Genomic DNA, 18,783 nt, shown 5'->3' on the forward strand with positions numbered 1-18,783 from the left:
TTCCCCCTTTACGGGGTTAGAGGTCTTTATTTTACTTCTTCAAAGTCAACATCTGTAACAGTATCAGAGTTGCCTTCTGCATTTGGTGCACCGGAACCATTTTCTGCGCCTGGCTGAGCCTGACCTGCATCACCTGTTGCTTTGTACATCTCTTCAGATGCTGCGTTCCAGGCACTGCTTAGTTCAGCTTGTGCTGTATCAATGTCAGCAAAGTTTTTAGCTGCATAAGCTTCTTTCAGTTTTTTCAAACCTTCTTCAATAGGAGCTTTTTTGTCAGCTGAAATTTTGTCGCCGTACTCCTTCAGTTGCTTTTCTGTCGAAAAGATCAGGGCATCGGCAGCATTCAGTTTTTCAACTTCCTCTTTTGCCTTTTTGTCAGCATCAGCATTTGCTTCAGCTTCGTCCCTCATCTTTTTGATCTCAGCATCAGTTAAACCTGATGAAGCTTCAATACGGATCTTCTGCTCTTTACCGGTAGCTTTATCTTTTGCAGATACGTGCAATATACCGTTGGCATCAATATCAAACGTCACTTCAATTTGCGGAATGCCGCGGGGTGCTGGTGGTATGCCATCCAAATGGAAACGACCAATTGTACGGTTACCGGATGCTATCGGGCGTTCACCCTGTAATATGTGGATCTCTACTGAAGGCTGGCTATCAGATGCTGTTGAAAACACTTCTGATTTTTTGGTAGGGATAGTAGTGTTAGCTTCTATAAGCTTGGTCATTACACCACCCATAGTTTCAATACCTAATGAAAGCGGGGTAACGTCTAACAACAACACATCTTTAACCTCACCTGTTAATACACCACCTTGAATAGCTGCACCAATGGCAACCACTTCATCAGGGTTAACACCTTTTGAAGGCGCTTTGCCAAAGAATTTTTCAACAGCTTCCTGTATCGCAGGGATCCGGGTTGAACCACCTACTAAAATTACTTCGTCAATATCAGAAGTGCTTAAACCTGCATTTTTCAACGCTGATTTACAAGGTTCAATAGTACGTTTTATTAAGCTATCTGCCAGTTGCTCAAATTTAGCACGGGTTAAAGTTTTAACAAGGTGCTTAGGCACACCGTCAGATGCGGTAACGTATGGTAAGTTAATTTCAGTTTGAGCTGAACTTGATAATTCGATCTTAGCTTTTTCAGCAGATTCCTTTAAGCGTTGTAAAGCCATTGGATCTTTACGCAGATCAACGCCTTCGTCGCTTTTAAACTCATCAGCTAACCAGTCTATAATTACCTGGTCAAAGTCATCACCGCCTAAGTGTGTATCACCATCAGTTGATTTTACTTCGAACACGCCATCACCTAATTCAAGGATTGATACGTCATGGGTACCACCGCCGCAATCAAACACGGCAATTTTCATATCCTTGTGTGTTTTGTCAAGGCCGTAAGCCAGGGCAGCTGCAGTAGGTTCGTTTATTATACGGCGTACTTTTAAACCTGCAATTTCACCGGCTTCTTTAGTAGCCTGGCGCTGTGCATCGTTAAAATAAGCCGGTACAGTAATAACTGCTTCGGTAACTTCATGACCTAAAAAGTCTTCAGCTGTTTTCTTCATTTTTTGAAGAACCATGGCCGAAATTTCCTGTGGAGTATACATGCGGTCGCCAATTTCAACACGCGGGGTGTTGTTATCGCCTTTTACCACTTTATAAGGCACACGTGCTGCTTCTTTAGTAACCTCGTTAAACTGGTTACCCATAAAGCGTTTTATAGAATAAATAGTTTTTGTTGGATTGGTGATTGCCTGACGTTTAGCCGGATCACCAACTTTACGCTCGCCATTGTCAACAAAAGCCACTACTGACGGCGTAGTACGTTTACCCTCGCTGTTGGCAATAACTACAGGCTCGTTACCTTCCATTACTGCAACGCAGGAGTTAGTTGTTCCCAGGTCGATTCCAATTATTTTAGACATATGATTATATTTTCTTGATTGATTATTTGTATTACAACCTATTTAACAAGGGTTGTGCCAATTTGGGTTTGGCAGAAAAAATTAAGGTGAAAGGTGAAAAGGAAAAGGAAAAAGGGAAAAATTAGTCAGTTCGCCGTATAAAAACGGTGACAGGTTGGCAGAAAACCGGCTGATAGGATTATACAACGGCAGGTTGTATAATTGCAGTAATGAAAACATCATTATTATTCGTATGTTTAATTATACATGTAACCGCCCGCGGACAAAACCGGGTCGAGAAAACAACCTCGCTTTTAACCTGGCTTATTAAAAAAGATCATATAACTTATCTGAACGCAAAAAGTAATGCCGGAACTTTCTATGATACTACTGCATTGACGAAACACGCCATGGTGGACGAATCTTTTAAAGAAATTCCAGGCGGATGCATAAAAGATATGCTTTCTGCCGATGAGGTTGAGACTTTTAAAAAGGCACCCAAAATGCTGATGCAAACCGATTGGAGAAAAAAATATTCACAATTGAAGGTAAAATTCATGAAGAACTGGTCTCCCTATAGTACTAAGACTATTTATTCCTTTTCAGAGGCGTTATACCTTAATAAAAACGAAACACGGGTATTAATTGGGGAAAATTTTTGGTGCGGGATGACGTGCGGACGAATGGACTTGTTACTGTGTGAGTTTATAAACGGTAGTTGGCAACTGCTTGGGAGGGTTATAATCGAGAATGAATAAACAATATATGTAGCAGGCCCACCCCGCAGCACTTGATTGTTTACTATTGCCAAATTAGTTAAAGCAATTACTGCCGGAATTACCCGGCAGCAATTCTAAAGGTTACTAAGCAACACCGTGACAAGGGTCGCTTGGTGGTTCACATTTATGTGTTGAACCGGGACACTCGGTCAGGCCTGTACAGCAACCTTGTGAATAAGATTCGCCATTTTGGCCCTGTGTAGCACAGCCGGGTAATTTACCGCCCATAACAGCTTTCATTTCCGTTTTAGAAAGTGGTTTTCCTAAGTTAAATTTCATAATTATTTGGTTTAGTTCTCGGCCCTGGTTTTTAAAAGAGGTACAAAGCTCACTACCTTTTAAGGCTGATCTATATGGTTTAGCAGATCAATCAAAAAAAAATTAAAAAAATGGCCCAGGGCAAATATGTACCGATGAGGTTGTGATTGCGTTTAGGTTGACATAAAGCTACAGATACTTATCTGATAAAACAAAATTTTGTATTCCATTTAATTCAAGTGAAGCACCGAAAAAATTATTTGATATAAAATCTGCATTTAAACTTATTAAAGAAAGAATGGCTTGTAATAATTGTTAATATTATTTTATGTTTGTGCTATAAAATAAATGCCTCTGTTACTTAACAAACCAAACAGGCAAATCGCTTTGCCTGGAATTGTATAACAATAGCCAATCTACGCAGCTAAACCTTCAATTAAATTGAACTAGTTTTCTATTGTTATTAAATTCAAAATCAAATGTTTTTTATCGAATCGGAACGGTTAAAAATGATACCGTTAACACATGAGTTATTGCAGTTAATGCATACTGACAGGCAGGCTATGGAGCTGAAACTTGGCCTTAATGCTTCCCTACAGCAAATTGATGAGCTGTATGTAAAAGAAATTGAAGACGCAATGGTCAATTTTTGGCTGCCAAAAACACTGGAGCACCCGGAATCATATAAATGGTATACAAATTGGGAAATTATATTAAAAAGCACCAATACCAGTATAGGAGGTATGGGCTTTGCAGGTGAGCCAAATGAACACTGGGAAGCGGAAACAGGTTACATGATAGACCAGCAGCACCAAAATAAAGGCTACGCAACTGAAGCCCTGCAATTATTAATTAAATGGGCTTTTACACATGATGCGGTTATGGCTATTGTTGTGCATACTTATGAAGATAATTTACCGTCGAGGAAGATCCTGGCTAAATGTAATTTTAAAGAGGTCGGAAAAGATGCAGCAGGTTTGATGGCTTACAGGCAGGAAAAAACACCTGGTTCCAAAAAAAACCTGACAAAATAAATTATGGTCTATAGATTCTAAGCAAGCCGGCATTTAAACCAACTATTGTTAACCAGTGTCCGTTTGTTTACATGAGCCAGGCCTAAGTAAACAAACGGACATCTTTATTTAATAACTCACTATTACTTATCCCGTTTAAGCGTGGTATGCATTTTTGTGCCGTTATAATCTATATCCATACCAACTGAATCGGCTTCGGGATAAAATTTACCGGTGTGCGGGATAACTATACCTTCTGTGTTGGTAATTTTAAAAGTAAAATCATTACCCTTTATTTTACCCTCGTCAATAGCCACCGTGTTACCATTTGATTCACCGGATCCCGTCAATTTATCACCATCAACCTTAATAGTGTAAGTGAGAGTAACATCCTGCCCATCCGGAGTTTTTACTACACCTGTCCATTTGCCCGACAGATCAGCTACTACAGCAGCCAGGCAGATCATAAAGCAGCATACCAATGCCGCAGTTGTAAATAATTTTTTGCTCATAATTTTAAGTTTTGTATGTATGATGCTGTTAGCAGACATTACGTTACAGGAGTTTAAATTTTGAGCCAGGAACTCAGGGGTCAATATAAAAAAGCTGGTTTAACCAAGTTCAATTATTCCCTATTTCTGGCTTTTGATTCCTGAACTCTTGACTCTTACCCACCATTTTTCGCAAACAAACACTGCCGGATGGGCAAGGTTTGTTTTATAAAATTTTAATAAGGATAAATTATTTGTCGCCTCGTTTAAGCGTAGCATGCATTTTCATTCCGTTGTAATCTATGTCCAGCCCACATGAATCTGCTTCAGCATAAAACTTGCCGGTGTTTTTAACGGCCACACCACCTACATCAATAGTAAAAGAGAAATCGGCGCCATTTACTTTGCCTTCAGTAATAGCTACTGAGCCTTGCGGAGAGTCACCGGTACCGGTAAGTTTATCACCGTCAACTTTTAAAGTATAATTTAGAGGGTAATCATTGCCGTCAGGTGCATGCAGGGAGCCTGTCCATTTACCAGTAAGGTCTGCAACAACAGCAAAGCAAACCATAAAGCAGCAAACCAATGCCGTAGTAGTAAAAATCTTTATTTTCATATATCTGTGTGTTTAAGTTTATGTGATAGGTTTTATTGTATTATTTGTCAGCCCTTTTTATAGTAAAATGCACCATTTGACCGCCGAAATCAATATTCATTGCACAAGAATCTGTATAAACCTTACCTGTGTGCGCATAGTCGCTACCATCAACGGTAACTTTAAATGAGAGGCTATCCCCCTTTATTTTTCCGTTATCAATAGTTATTGATCCCTGCGGAGAATCTGCGGTACCGGTTAGTTTTTCACCGTCAACCTTAAAATTGTAAGTTACAGGGATGTTCTGACCGTCAGGGCTAACAATTGTGCCTGACCATTTTCCGGTAATGTCTGCCACTATAGCAAAGCAAACCATAAAGCAGCATAGCAATGCTGTAGTTGTAAAAAATTTTCTTTTCATAATTTAGTTTTTTGTAAGACGCTTTAGTAATATAAGTGTTACAATAAAGATATAATTAATAACCGGGAAATTCCGACAACCATTATCTCCTTAAAAATAAAGTTTTTAATAATTAAAAGTGTACACGTTGGGGAGAATATATTCGGGGGGATGGTTTGCGGATCTGCATAGTGTATAAGTCCAACTCGCATTACACAAGACTCAAACACCTCTACAGAGAAGAAATTTGAAAGTTGATCCTCTTTAGAAGATTACTTTCTTATCAGCGTAGCATGCGACTTTGCATCGCCCAAACTGATATCTACACCAACCGAATCGCCATAAAATTTGCCGCTATGGTCAATTTCCATATTATTTACCACAACATTAAAAGTAAAACTGCTGCCGGTTACTTTGCCATCATTTATGGGCATATCGCCTTTGGGGGTTTTGGCAGTTCCGGTTAGCTGGTTACCTTCAATTTTAAAATTGTAGAGTAAAGGGTATTCATCACCCTGGTCTGTTTTTAAAAGACCGGTCCACCTGCCGCTTAAACTTTCAATTGTTGCAAACCCTGTAAAAAAGCAGCACGTTAACAATGCAGTAAAAATGATTTTTGGAGTTTTCATGATTAATTTTTTGTGTGATGTTGTTTTCAATCACAAAAGTAGGTTTGGCATTAAATGTTATCATTAACAGCAGGTTAAGTTTATAAACAACATAAGTTGGTATTTAGGAATTTATTAACATTGAAATGGTTATTAACACTTATTTTGCCTGAATCATAATTGCCTGATCTAATTTCAGCACTTTAATTGGTCATTGTAATTCATAATCCTGCAAATCATAAATCAAACAACATTCCTCTATCCTACCCCAACATCTCAATCAAAACCAAACAACAAGATAAAATACGGTTACAATCAGGTAAAAATCCTTTATTATAAAATTTTATAGTATGTACTTTTGAATTGTGTAAGTTTATAATAGGATAGCGAATGGTTAATTAAGCTGAAAACTAACCTGGTCAACCATACACTTAATCAACTAATTCAAAAAGGATATGATGAAAAAATTGTGTTTACTGGCTATAACCTGCTGCTGGCTTTCAGCTAATGCACAAAAACAGGATTATCCTATCCAGCCGGTGTCTTTTACCAGTGTTAAGCTTACAGACCATTTCTGGACATCGCGCATTGAGACCAATCGTACGGTTATCATACCGGCATCGTTTAAACGTTGCGACAGCACGGGCAGGATTAAAAACTTTGTGATGGCTGCCGAGCATAAGGGGAAATTTTGCACGGTTTACCCGTTTGACGATACCGATATTTACAAAACTATTGAGGGGGCATCCTACTCGCTGGCTGTTCATCCCGATGCAGTATTATCAGCCTACATTGACTCCTTAATTGGTATAGTTGGCCGTGCGCAGGAGCCGGATGGTTATTTGTATACCGCCCGCAGTATTAACCCTGCCCACCCGATATCAGCTGCAGGGCCTGAGCGCTGGATAAACGAAGGAAAAATGAGCCATGAGCTATACAACTGCGGCCACATGTTTGAGGCTGCTGCTGCACACTACATGGCAACCGGCAAGCGCAATTTTTTAAACATCGCCTTAAAAAATGCCGATCTTTTGGTACGCACCTTCGGTCCCGGTAAAAAGCAGGTAGCTCCCGGGCACGAAATTGTGGAGATGGGTTTAGTTAGATTATACCGCATTACCGGCAAAACTGATTATTTAAACCTGGCCAAATTTTTTATTGATCAGCGCGGCATAAAGAAATACGACAAGCGGAGTAAAAACCCTTACGAAAATGGCGTCTATTTCCAGGATAATGAGCCTGTTGTTGACCAGGACGAAGCCGAGGGTCATGCGGTGCGGGCAATGTACCTGTACTCGGGCATGACGGATGTGGCTGCTTTAACCGGCGACACCGCTTATATTAAAGCTATCGACAGGATTTGGAACAATATGGTCACCAAAAAGATGTATGTGCAGGGAAGCATTGGTGCCGTTGGCGACGGTGAGCGTTTTGGCGATAATTACGAGCTGCCAAATACCACCGCCTATAACGAAACCTGTGCAGCCATTGGCAGCGTTTTCTGGAACCAAAGGATGTTCCTTTTGCACGGCGATTCCAAATACATTGATGTGATGGAAAAAACGTTGTATAATGGATTGATCTCCGGTGTTGGGTTGGACGGGAAATCATTTTTTTACACCAATGCCATGCAGGTAAGCGACAGCTTTAATCATCCTGACCTGGAGCGCGGACGCTCGGGCTGGTTTGTATGCTCTTGCTGTCCTACCAATGTGGTGCGGCTTATTCCGTCTATCCCCGGCTACATTTATGCACAAAACGGTAATGATGTTTATGTAAACCTGTTCATCAGCGGCATCGGGAATTTGAAGGTAAATAATAAAGATGTGAAGATAATCCAGCAAAACAATTATCCATGGGATGGTGGTTTAGCTTTCACCATTAACCCATCATCAACAATGGACATGAACCTGAAGATCCGCATCCCGGGTTGGGCGCAAAACGAGGCTGTTCCGTCAACACTTTATTCATACGAGCAGTCATCGGCACAAAAAATAGAAATAAAAGTTAACGGTAAAGCGGTTGATTATCAAATAAAAAATGGCTATGCGGTTATCAGCAAAAAATGGAAAAAGAACGACAAGGTTGAGCTAACCCTGCCAATGGATGTACAACGCGTGGTTGCTAACACAAGTTTAATTGATGATAATGGCAAGGTGGCATTGCAGCGTGGCCCTATTATGTATTGTGCCGAGTGGAAAGACAATGATGGTAAGGCAAGTAACATTATTGTTCCGAAAAACACTGTTTTTACAACAACTTTTGAGCCAGATCTATTAAATGGTGTAACTGTTTTAAAGGCTGGTATAAAAAGTGTTAATATTGATGAAGCAGCGCAGATCATAAGTACATCAAACAAAACCATGACCGCAATTCCCTATTACTCATGGGCTAACCGGGGGAAGGGCGAAATGACAGTGTGGTTTCCCGAACAAGTAAAATATATTGAATTGATGACAAAATAATTTATAAACCGTAGTTTTGACAGTATTAAACCAAAAAACCACCGTTTCTACGGTTAAACCAATTATCAAATCAATATTAAAATGATGAGAAAACTATTTTTGTTGACCTGCATGGTTGCCGCCCTTACATTTAGGGCCGCCGCACAGGAAATTTCAATCGCTAAAGGATGGAAATTTGCAATCGGTGATTCCACTCAATGGGCATCGCCGACGTATAATGATCAAAACTGGAAACCCATTAGCCTGGCGCATAGCTGGGAGCAGCAGGGCTATAAAGGCATTGATGGCTTTGGCTGGTACAGGCTGCATGTGGTTATCCCATCATCAGTAAAAGAAAAATCATATTTAAAAGATAGTCTGCGCATCAACCTGGATGAGGTTGACGATAATGATGAGGTTTACCTTAATGGTAAGCTGGTGGCAAAATATGGCGGCAAAAGTGGCGACATAAAAACCGGTAACTACGGACCGCGCAGCTATACCATAGCAGCCAATAACCCTGCAATTTTATGGGATAAGGAAAATGTGCTGGCTATACGCATATTTGATACCGGCGGTGATGGCGGCATATACGGCGATAAATTTTCGATAGGCATGGCCGACCTGATGGACCCGGTAAGCATTAATACCGATGCCGAGTTTAATTTTGGCGATAATAACAGCTTAAACAAAGCCATTAAACTAACAACAACAAGCAACTATGCCTATAAAGGAAAACTGGCTTTTAAGGTAACTGATCCGGAAAACAACAAGGTTATTTATGATAAGATAAACGATGTAGAATTTACGGCAGGCAAGCCGTTTACCTATAGTTTCAGCATTGCCCGGCTCGAGAAAAAATCATACCTGGTTAGCTATACTTTTATTGAGGAAAAATCGGGTAAAACCATTACAAAAACCGATGGCACACCTTATGTGCTTACCCCTTACCCAAGCTCAAAGCCACAGATAAACGGGCCTGACGTTTATGGTGCCCGTCCCGGCAACCCATTCTTATACTTAATACCTGCCAGCGGTAAAAAGCCATTGATTTATGCTGCGACAGGCTTGCCCGATGGCTTAAAGCTTGATGCCAATACCGGTATAATTACCGGTGTGGTTAATCAGAAAGGAGATCACGCGGTAAATATCACTGTAAAAAACGCCCTCGGCACAAAAACAAAAAAATTTACCATAAAGATTGGCGACCTGATAGGCCTTACCCCTGCCCTGGGCTGGAACAGCTGGAATGCGTTCGGGCTCAGTGTTAACGATGAAAAAGTACGTGTTGCTGCGAAAACCATGATTGATAAACTAAGTGCCCATGGTTGGAACTTTATTAATATTGATGATGGATGGGAAGCAGAGCAGCGTGCAGCAAGCGGCGAGATTGTAACCAACCAAAAGTTCCCGGATATGAAAGCCACAACTGATTTTGTGCATAGCCTGGGTTTAAAAATGGGCATTTACTCATCTCCTGGTCCGCGCACCTGCGGCGGCTACTTAGGCAGCTGGCAGCATGAAGACCAGGATGCCAAAACCTATGGTGATTGGGGCATTGACTATCTGAAATACGACTGGTGCTCATACAGCGAGGTAACGGCTAAAGATCCAAACCTCGACGATATGAAAAAGCCTTACCAGGTAATGCGCGCATCATTAAATAAAATTCCGCGCGATATTATGTTCAGCTTTTGCCAGTATGGGATGGGGCAGGTATGGAACTGGGGCGCTGAAGTTGGCGGCAACAGCTGGCGTACTACAGGCGATATTACAGATACATGGAAAAGCATGACCGACATTGGCTTTAGCCAAATGGCAGCTGCTCCGCACGCAGAACCGGGTCATTTTAACGATCCTGACATGTTGGTGGTTGGCAAAGTTGGCTGGGGCGATAACCAGCATAATACGCATTTAACCCCTGATGAACAATATACACACATCAGTTTGTGGAGTTTGTTATCATCACCGTTATTAATAGGCTGCGATATGGGTAAGCTTGACAGGTTTACACTTGGCCTGCTAACAAATGATGAAGTGCTGGCTATTGACCAGGATGCCTTAGGCAAAGAAGCACGCCAGGCTGTTAAAAATGATGATTACCAAATTTGGATAAAGGATTTGGCTGATGGCAGTAAAGCAGTTGGGTTATTTAATACATCAGACAAGTATCAAACCATCACTCTTAACCGTGATGAAAACGATTTAAAGGGCCTTGCCAAAATACGCGATGTATGGCAGCAAAAATATTTAATAACAAGCGGAAGTACTTATTCAGCGCAGGTAGCACCGCATGGGGTGATGCTGGTAAAGCTTAGTAAGTGAGCCCCCCCCTAAAGGGAGAGGGCTTTAAAACGAGTAAATAACAAAGTAAAAACAATAAAATAGAAAGTCTCCCCTTTAGGGGAGATTTAGAGGGGCATAATATGAGCGTAATTTGGAAAGGGGTTTTCCCGGCGGTAACTACAAAATTCAATGATAATGATGAAATTGATTTTGAGGCATTCGATAAAAATATCGAGGCGCAGCTTGAGGCAGGGGCTAAAGGGATCATCATAGGTGGCTCACTGGGTGAAGCCAGCGTATTAACAGATACTGAAAAGATTGAGCTGTTAAAGCAAACCGTTAAAACGGTTAACAAACGTGCCTATGTAATATTAAATATTGCAGAACAAACCACCAAAGCGGCACTACTATGTGCCGAAAATGCGTTAAAATACGGCGCTGATGGTTTAATGATGCTGCCACCCTTACGTTACCTTGCTGATAAGCGGGAAACGTTACAATATTTTGCAACTGTTGCCAAAAGCACGCCATTGCCAATTATGATCTACAATAACCCTTATGATTATAAGATTGAGGTTACTTTGGATATGTTTGAGGAGCTTGCAAAATATGATAACATCCAGGCGGTAAAAGAATCGACCCGTGATGTAAGTAATGTTACCCGGATGATAAACCGATTTGGCGACAGATTTAAACTATTATGCGGTGTGGATACGTTAGCATTAGAGAGCATTTTTATGGGTGCTGATGGCTGGGTTGCCGGTTTGGTTGACGCATTTCCGCGGGAAACTGTGGCTATCTTTAATTTAGCTAAACAGGGCCGTCACCAGGAAGCATTGGAAATTTACAGGTGGTTTTTACCGGTGCTTGAGCTGGATATTCACCCTAAATTGGTACAGTATATTAAGCTTGCCGAAAAACAAACAGGCTTAGGTACCGAAAATGTGAGGGCGCCACGTTTAACGCTTATTGGCGAAGAACGTGAAAGAATTTTATCAATTATTGATAAAGCCATCGCCAACCGCCCTGAATTGCCCACAGGCAGTTGGGGAGTTGAGGCTGAGGTGGATGTTAGCGGCGTTAGTTAAAAAATGGGTGTCACCCTGAGGCGCTCGAAGGGTGAGCGCAGAGGCCTTTGCCCGCATGCTTCGAGTGCCTCAGCATGACACCCAATGTAAAAATTACAAACTATGGAAACAAGAAACTTAATAGGGTACAGTTACCAACCCGAACAAGGCAATAAATTTAAAGCGGTAGATCCTTCTTTAGGAGTTGATCTGCCCGGCGAATTTTATGCGGCAAGCATAGCGGAAGCAGGTGCTGCTATGAATTTGGCTGATAAAGCTTTTGGATTTTACCGCCACATCGGCAACAGCAAAAAAGCTGCTTTTTTGCACAGCATTGCCGATGAAATTATAGCCATTGGCAATCCGCTGATCGAACGTGCAATGGCCGAAAGCGGCTTACCCGCAGCCCGTTTGCAAGGCGAACGGGCGCGTACTACCAATCAGCTAAAAATGTTTGCTGACCTGCTTGAGGAAGGCTCATGGGTTGAGGCTGTTATTGATACTGCTATCCCTGATCGTCAGCCATTACCGCGTATTGATATCCGTAAAATGATGGTGCCGCTTGGCCCATGTGTTGTGTTTGGCGCAAGCAATTTCCCCATGGCATTTTCTGTTGCCGGTGGCGATACTGCTGCTGCTTTAGCTGCGGGCTGTCCGGTAGTTGTAAAGGCACATCCTGCACATCCCGGTACAAGTGCTTTGGTAGCAGAGGCCATAAAAAAAGCTGCTGAAAAAACCGGTATGCCTGAAGGTGTTTTTTCTATTTTGTATGATGATGGCTATGCCATTGGCGAAGCTTTAGTAAAACATCCAAAAACCAAAATAGTAACCTTTACAGGCTCGTTTAAAGGGGGAATGGCCTTGGTAAAAATGGCACGCGAGCGCGATGAACCCATCCCGGTATTTGCCGAAATGGGTAGCACCAATCCCATTATATTTTTACCAAAAGCGTTGGAAAACCGTGCTGAAGGACTGGCAAAATTATCTGCCTCAATAACCACAAACGCGGGTCAGTTTTGTACGCAGCCCGGTTTATTAATAGCCGTAAGATCAGAAGGATTAGAAAAATTTAAAAAAGCGCTTAGTATCGCGATAGCAGATGTAAATTCGGCTACCATGCTAACACCAGGCATATGTGCCAATTTTAATAGGCTATCAAGCGGGATGCTGGCAGATGATGCAGTTACTGTGATCGCAAAATCAGACAAGCTTGACGCCACAAAAATAAACCAGGGGATAGCCGTTGTTACCGAAATAACAGCAGCAGCATTTTTAGCTGATGAAAAATTTAAAGAGGAAGTTTTCGGACCTTATTCCATGCTTGTAATTGCTGATGATATAGCACAACTGGAACAGGTTGTTGATTCATTGCATGGCCAGCTAACTGCAACCGTAATGGCCGAAAATGAAGAACTGCCAAACTATAAAAGCATAACCGATAAACTGTCAAATTTAGCGGGCAGGATAATCTTGAACGGACCGCCAACAGGTGTTGAAGTTGGCAATGCCATACAACATGGCGGCCCATTTCCCGCAACATCCGACAGCAGGTTTACATCTGTAGGAACATCTTCTATCAAACGCTTTGTGAGGCCGGTATGCTGGCAAAACTGGAGCGAAGATTTATTGCCCGATGAATTAAAAACCAGCAATCCGCTAAAGATCTGGCGGTTGTTTAATAACGAATGGACTAAATAGTTATTGGTCAATGGTCATTAGTCATTGGTGAAAAATCTTAACCAGGCTAATACCAATGACGAATGACATAATGACTAATGACCAAAATGACTAAAACCTTTTTCTGTATAGATGCGCACACCTGCGGTAACCCGGTAAGGCTGGTAGCCGGTGGCGGGCCAAACCTGCAGGGCGATAATATGAGCGAGAAACGCCAGCATTTTTTAAAGGAATACGACTGGATCCGTAAAGGGCTGATGTTTGAGCCGAGGGGGCATGATATGATGTCGGGCAGTATTTTATATCCGCCACATGATGCTGCAAATGATGTAGCCGTGTTATTTATTGAAACCAGTGGCTGCCTGCCCATGTGCGGGCACGGAACTATCGGCACCATTACCATTGCCATTGAGGAAGGCTTGATCACCCCAAAAACTCCAGGCATAGTGCGCATGGAAGCGCCTGCCGGCCTGGTGTTAATTGAGTACAAACAGGATGGCGGCAAAGTAAAATCGGTAAAGCTTACTAATGTAGCCTCATACCTGGCTGCTGAAAATCTGGAGGTGGAATGCCCAGGCCTGGGAATGCTGACTGTTGATGTAAGTTATGGCGGTAATTACTATGCCATTGTTGACCCGCAGCCAAACTTTAAAGGTCTGGAAGATTATACTGCCAATCAGCTGATCTCGTGGAGCCGGGTTTTAAGACAAAAGATAAATGAGAAATATACTTTTGTTCATCCACAAAATCCTACTATTAACGGCTGCTCACACATCCTTTGGACAGGTAAAACTATCTCGCCCGAAGCTACCGCACGCAATGCTGTTTTTTATGGAGATAAAGCAATTGACCGTTCACCATGCGGAACCGGCACATCAGCCCGTATGGCGCAATGGCATGCAAAAGGCAAACTAAAAAAAGGTGATAAATTTATCCATGAAAGCATCATCGGCAGCCAGTTTATCGGCACGGTCGAGGATGAGGTAACGATAGGTGATAAACCCGCTATAATTCCCGGAATTGAAGGCTGGGCAAGAGTTTTTGGATACAATACAATAAAAATAGATGATGAGGATCCATATGCGTTTGGGTTCCAGGTGATATAAGCCCCACCCAAACCCTCCCCTAAAGGGAGAGGGCTTAAAATAGAGTAACTAACAAAATATTAACCATAATTTAAAAGTCTCCCCTTTAGGGGAGATTTAGAGGGGCATGAGCAAAGCAATAATAATTGGCGGTGGTGTTATAGGTTTATTTTCAGCTTACTACCTGCATAAATCAGGCTGGGAAGTTGACGTTTTAGAACAGGGCGACCTGTCTGATAATTGCTCATACGGCAATGCGGGAATGGTTACACCAAGTCATTTTGTGCCGCTGGCTTCGCCGGGGATGATTGAACAGGGTATCCGCTGGATGTTTAACAGCAAAAGCCCGTTTTATGTAAAGCCATCTTTAAACAGGGAATTGATTGGCTGGGGATTAAAATTTGTAAAAAGCGCGACTAAGAAGCATCTGGAACGCTCTGCTGGCGGTTTAAGGGATATCTCACTGCTTAGCAGAAATTTATACCATGAGTTTGAAAAAGATTCGGGGATTGATTTTGGTTTGGAGGATAAAGGCATCCTGATGCTGTTTAAATCGCCAAAAGTTGAGGAGGAAGAGCTTCATTTGGTTGAAAAAGCAACCAACCTTGGTTTGGATGCGCAATACCTTACCTCAGCAGAAGCCCACAAGTTGCAACCGGATCTGGAACTGGATATTTTAGGCGCGGTACATTACCGTTGCGATTCACACATGTCGCCCAATAAACTGATGAAGGGACTGGTAAAATATTTGGAAGCTGAAGGTGTTCGCATTCATCGCAATACTGAAGTTTTAAGAATTAACCAGGATGGCAGCAAGGTCATATCAGTAAGTACAAAAGACGCAACATACACAGGCGATAATTATTTGATTGCAGGTGGCTCATGGTCGCCGGGCATAGCAAAGCTGGCCGGGCTAAATATTCCGCTGATGCCGGGTAAGGGTTACTCCTTTATGGTAAATGATCCGGTTAAACCGATGTCCATCCCTTCTATACTTTGTGAAGCCAGGGTAGCTATTACGCCAATGAACGGCGGCATCCGTTTTGGTGGCACCATGGAGATCGGCAAGATCAATAAACAGGTAAACATGAACAGGGTAAAGGGTATTGTTGAATCTGTTCCCAAATACTTCCCTGATTTTAAATTGGCAATGCCTGATCAAAAAGATGTTTGGTTTGGTTTCAGGCCATGCTCACCTGATGGATTGCCTTATATTGGTATGACAAGTAAATATAAGAACCTGGCAATTGCAACCGGTCACGCAATGATAGGTTTGGGATTGGCGCCTGCAACCGGTAAACTCATTGCAGATGCTTTTAATGGGGAGAAACCCGTTATTAATGCCGGGTTGTTTGACGCGAACCGGTATAACTAAGATTTATAGGATTAGAAGATTTTAGGATTGCCTTTTTAACTGGCAATTGATCTTATAATTCTCTAATCCTACAAATCTTAGTTCAAAAGCGCTTCATACAATCCATAATTCTCGTCATCAAAACAAACAAACACCACCTTTTCAATTTTATCTGTTTTAGATAGGAAATCTTTAACCATATCAACAGCAATTTTTGCCGCTCCATCCTTTGGGAACCTGTAAATACCGGTGCTGATATTGGGGAAAGCAATTGTTTTACAATTATTATCGACAGCTAATTGCAGGGAGTTTTTATAACAATTAGCCAGTTTTTCTTCTTCGTGATATTTACCATCGTTCCAAACAGGACCGACAGTGTGGATGACATATTTTGCAGGCAACCTGCCGGCATTAGTTATTACTGCTTCGCCAGTTTTGCCGCCGCCTTGCCTGGCAACTATTTTACGGCACTCTTCTAAAATTTCAGGTCCGCCGGCACGGTGTATGGCACCATCTACACCACCACCACCTAACAGCGAAGTATTGGCAGCATTTACAATGGCATCTGCAATTATTTTGGTGATGTCCGCTTGCAGCAGTTCTATTTTATTTTCAACATTCATAATTATAGGCTTTGTGAAGCTGTCAAATCTAACTTAACTAAATAAACAATAAATGTTCCAATTTTAATCAACCCATTCTAACCAAATTAACCTAATCTAACTTATTCAACCTAATCAACTTACCCAACCCAATCAACCTAATCTAACTATTCAACCCAATCAACTTAATCAACCTAATTACCTAAATTTACACCCATGAAAGTACTGCCCTTCACCATTCCTGTTCCGCATGATCATTCAATCATTGTGCAGGAAGAAGTGTTGCCGCATTTTTATACTTACCTGCACCGCCATGCCGAAACCCAGATCACCTGGATCCAAAAAGGCGAGGGCACCTTGCTGGCCGATAACAACATGCATGTTTTCCGGGAGGGCGAAATTTATGTAATTGGAGCCAACCTCCCCCATTTGTTTAAAAGCGACCCGGCATATTTTCAGCCAGATAGCGGTAAGGAAGTTCGTACGGTTACCATTTTCTTTAATCCCTCTGGTAAATTATCAGCCTTATTTAATCTGCCCGAAATGAAGGCTGTAAAAGCATTCATCACCCAAAACCAAAGTGGGTTTAAGATTCCTGATAGTATGTATACAGACATAGCTGGCAGGCTGGCTGCTATTCAGCATGCTAACGGTGCAGAACAGTTATACAGCTTTATTGAGCTGCTTAATATTTTAAGCACAACTGATAACCTGCAGCCCCTTTCATCCGGCAGCTATGCATTCTCCATGACCGATCCTGAAGGGATGCGCATTGCATCGGTTTATAATTATATTATGCAAAACTACAGCAGTGCCTTAACGCTGGAGGATGTTGCCATGCAGGCCCACCTTACCCCTACTGCCTTTTGCCGGTATTTTAAAAAGCACACCCGGCATACATTAGTGAATTTTGTGAACAAAGTAAGAGTGAACGAAGCCTGTAAAATGCTGGTTAACGGCTCTGCAAAAAGCATTGCTACCATTGCCTACAGCTGCGGCTTTAACAGTATCACTAACTTTAATTATGTGTTTAAAAGCATTACCGGCGTATCACCCCGCGATTATGTGCACAGCTATGCGAATACGATAGAATAGATTTTAGAGTCAGGAAGCAAGAGACAAGAATGAAAATTCAAAATAAGACCATACCTATTCCCTGAAAAGGTATTTTAATCAGTTTCCCGTTCCTTCTTGAATCTTGGTTCTTTTCTCTTGATTTCCCTTCCTATGGTGTTTTATAAAAGTATATCGGCGAATAAACACCTTCGCTCGTGGTGTAATATCCCTTACCATCCGGTGTAAAACCTACTGCTTCGCCTTGTTTCTCGGGAACATAAAACGGCTCTTCGGGTTTTGTCTGTATGGTTTTCCAAATCGGCTCATTACCATCACGTTTCCAATAATAGACCTTTTCGTAGCTTTTCAATACTATTTGCGAGCCATCTTTTGATATATCGCCTGCCGTTATCCATTTAAACACTTTAAGTCCATTAAAAAACAATTTGCAGCGTTTTGTTAATGTAATGGTATCCCCTGACTTATAATTTAGCGGGGCTGTATATACAGCTACCGAGTCCTGCCGCTTTGTTACAATATACATTAGCTTTTCAATAGGATCAACCATTAATGTTTCGGCATCCCTTGGACCATCCGGATATTTAAGATGAACAGGAATTGCATCCGCAGTTGAAGTTTCATTATTGAGCCATGCGGCATTTTCCTCCATACGGTATACTGTTAAAAATGACCGTTTTGAATTATTATCACCTATATCGCCAAGGTAAACATAGCTTTTACCTTTAAGCGGCCCGGGGCCAACGGCAATATCTTCGCAATCATCCACTCCCAGTTTCCCCTTCAGGTCGCCTTTATAATAAATGGTTGATTTTAATTTACCATCTGGAGCTATGGCGAAAAAACGGCTTGTATCGCCGCTATCGTTATGTATATAATAAATATCCGGAACTATACGAGAAGCAGCAATTCCTGAAATTTCGTTCATTTGCTTGTCGTCCAGTTTGCCGCTGATATCTATTTCCCGGCTAAAATGCCTGTGCCGCCCATAAGCACCCAAAAAAAGGATAATAACAAACGGTACCAGGATCCTTATTTTAGTAACGCGGTTCATTTAATGCTGCTCTCTGTTTACAAAAATATATAATAACGCAAATAAACGCATTTAGTGTGAAGAGTTTATCAGGAGATGACGGA

Annotated in this window: 17 protein-coding genes; 9 read left to right on the plus strand and 8 right to left on the minus strand. The window is 41.8% G+C overall.

Translation table 11 applies throughout. The features are described from left to right. Positions 1-26: 26 nt before the first annotated feature. A complete protein-coding gene (dnaK, locus tag JWQ54_RS22745) occupies positions 27-1,976 on the minus strand; it encodes a molecular chaperone DnaK (protein ID WP_299589885.1) in 1,950 nt (649 codons plus the stop codon). Between the two features lie 167 nt (positions 1,977-2,143). On the opposite strand from dnaK, the gene JWQ54_RS22750 reads away from it, so the two are divergent. Further along, on the plus strand, positions 2,144-2,671 hold the full coding sequence (locus JWQ54_RS22750; protein WP_299589795.1) for a hypothetical protein: 528 nt from the start codon (positions 2,144-2,146) through the stop codon (positions 2,669-2,671). A gap of 105 nt (positions 2,672-2,776) precedes the next feature. Here JWQ54_RS22750 and JWQ54_RS22755 read toward each other — a convergent pair whose 3' ends face one another. Further along, entirely contained in the window at positions 2,777-2,971 is a 195-nt protein-coding gene (locus JWQ54_RS22755) for a hypothetical protein (RefSeq protein ID WP_299589797.1), read from the minus strand. Between the two features lie 488 nt (positions 2,972-3,459). Here JWQ54_RS22755 and JWQ54_RS22760 point away from each other — a divergent pair, with 488 nt between their 5' ends. After that, positions 3,460-3,984, plus strand: coding sequence for a GNAT family N-acetyltransferase (locus JWQ54_RS22760; protein ID WP_299589800.1), 525 nt, complete (start codon positions 3,460-3,462; stop codon positions 3,982-3,984). A gap of 122 nt (positions 3,985-4,106) precedes the next feature. On the opposite strand, the gene JWQ54_RS22765 is transcribed toward JWQ54_RS22760, so the two are convergent. The 4 genes from JWQ54_RS22765 to JWQ54_RS22780 form a co-directional block, all read right to left on the minus strand. Next, positions 4,107-4,475, minus strand: coding sequence for a hypothetical protein (locus JWQ54_RS22765; protein ID WP_299589801.1), 369 nt, complete (start codon positions 4,473-4,475; stop codon positions 4,107-4,109). Between the two features lie 229 nt (positions 4,476-4,704). Beyond that, positions 4,705-5,070 (minus strand): hypothetical protein, encoded by a 366-nt coding sequence (locus tag JWQ54_RS22770; protein WP_299589802.1) that lies wholly within the window; start codon positions 5,068-5,070, stop codon positions 4,705-4,707. A 40-nt stretch (positions 5,071-5,110) separates the two neighbouring features. After that, entirely contained in the window at positions 5,111-5,470 is a 360-nt protein-coding gene (locus tag JWQ54_RS22775) for a hypothetical protein (protein WP_299589804.1), read from the minus strand. A 251-nt stretch (positions 5,471-5,721) separates the two neighbouring features. After that, positions 5,722-6,078 (minus strand): hypothetical protein, encoded by a 357-nt coding sequence (locus JWQ54_RS22780; protein ID WP_299589806.1) that lies wholly within the window; start codon positions 6,076-6,078, stop codon positions 5,722-5,724. Between the two features lie 434 nt (positions 6,079-6,512). On the opposite strand from JWQ54_RS22780, the gene JWQ54_RS22785 reads away from it, so the two are divergent. The 6 genes from JWQ54_RS22785 to JWQ54_RS22810 all read left to right on the plus strand — a co-directional run bounded on the left by JWQ54_RS22785 (position 6,513) and on the right by JWQ54_RS22810 (position 15,991). Further along, on the plus strand, positions 6,513-8,522 hold the full coding sequence (locus JWQ54_RS22785; protein ID WP_299589808.1) for a glycoside hydrolase family 127 protein: 2,010 nt from the start codon (positions 6,513-6,515) through the stop codon (positions 8,520-8,522). Positions 8,523-8,603: 81 nt separating this feature from the next. Beyond that, the gene (locus JWQ54_RS22790) at positions 8,604-10,826 is read left to right on the plus strand and encodes a putative Ig domain-containing protein (RefSeq protein ID WP_299589809.1); all 2,223 of its coding nucleotides are present in this window, start codon (positions 8,604-8,606) and stop codon (positions 10,824-10,826) included. A gap of 101 nt (positions 10,827-10,927) precedes the next feature. Further along, positions 10,928-11,875 carry a dihydrodipicolinate synthase family protein gene (locus JWQ54_RS22795; RefSeq protein WP_299589810.1) on the plus strand — a complete coding sequence of 316 codons (948 nt, stop codon included), beginning with the start codon at positions 10,928-10,930 and terminating at the stop codon, positions 11,873-11,875. A gap of 102 nt (positions 11,876-11,977) precedes the next feature. Beyond that, on the plus strand, positions 11,978-13,552 hold the full coding sequence (locus JWQ54_RS22800; RefSeq protein WP_299589811.1) for an aldehyde dehydrogenase (NADP(+)): 1,575 nt from the start codon (positions 11,978-11,980) through the stop codon (positions 13,550-13,552). 86 nt (positions 13,553-13,638) lie between these two features. Then, the gene (locus tag JWQ54_RS22805; protein ID WP_299589813.1) at positions 13,639-14,637 is read left to right on the plus strand and encodes a 4-hydroxyproline epimerase; all 999 of its coding nucleotides are present in this window, start codon (positions 13,639-13,641) and stop codon (positions 14,635-14,637) included. Between the two features lie 106 nt (positions 14,638-14,743). Further along, complete coding sequence (locus JWQ54_RS22810) at positions 14,744-15,991, plus strand: FAD-binding oxidoreductase (protein WP_299589814.1); 1,248 nt, start codon at positions 14,744-14,746, stop codon at positions 15,989-15,991. Between the two features lie 77 nt (positions 15,992-16,068). Here the strand turns inward: JWQ54_RS22810 and JWQ54_RS22815 are convergent, their stop codons facing one another. Continuing rightward, positions 16,069-16,593, minus strand: a complete 525-nt coding sequence (locus JWQ54_RS22815) for an O-acetyl-ADP-ribose deacetylase (protein ID WP_299589816.1) — start codon at positions 16,591-16,593, stop codon at positions 16,069-16,071. 195 nt (positions 16,594-16,788) lie between these two features. Here JWQ54_RS22815 and JWQ54_RS22820 point away from each other — a divergent pair, with 195 nt between their 5' ends. Then, complete coding sequence (locus JWQ54_RS22820; protein WP_299589817.1) at positions 16,789-17,667, plus strand: AraC family transcriptional regulator; 879 nt, start codon at positions 16,789-16,791, stop codon at positions 17,665-17,667. Positions 17,668-17,797: 130 nt separating this feature from the next. Here JWQ54_RS22820 and JWQ54_RS22825 read toward each other — a convergent pair whose 3' ends face one another. Next, positions 17,798-18,700, minus strand: coding sequence for a hypothetical protein (locus JWQ54_RS22825; protein WP_299589818.1), 903 nt, complete (start codon positions 18,698-18,700; stop codon positions 17,798-17,800). Positions 18,701-18,783: the final 83 nt, after the last annotated feature.

It is taken from the genome of Mucilaginibacter sp. (genome assembly GCF_028288225.1).
Taxonomy (GTDB): Bacteria; Bacteroidota; Bacteroidia; order Sphingobacteriales; family Sphingobacteriaceae; genus Mucilaginibacter.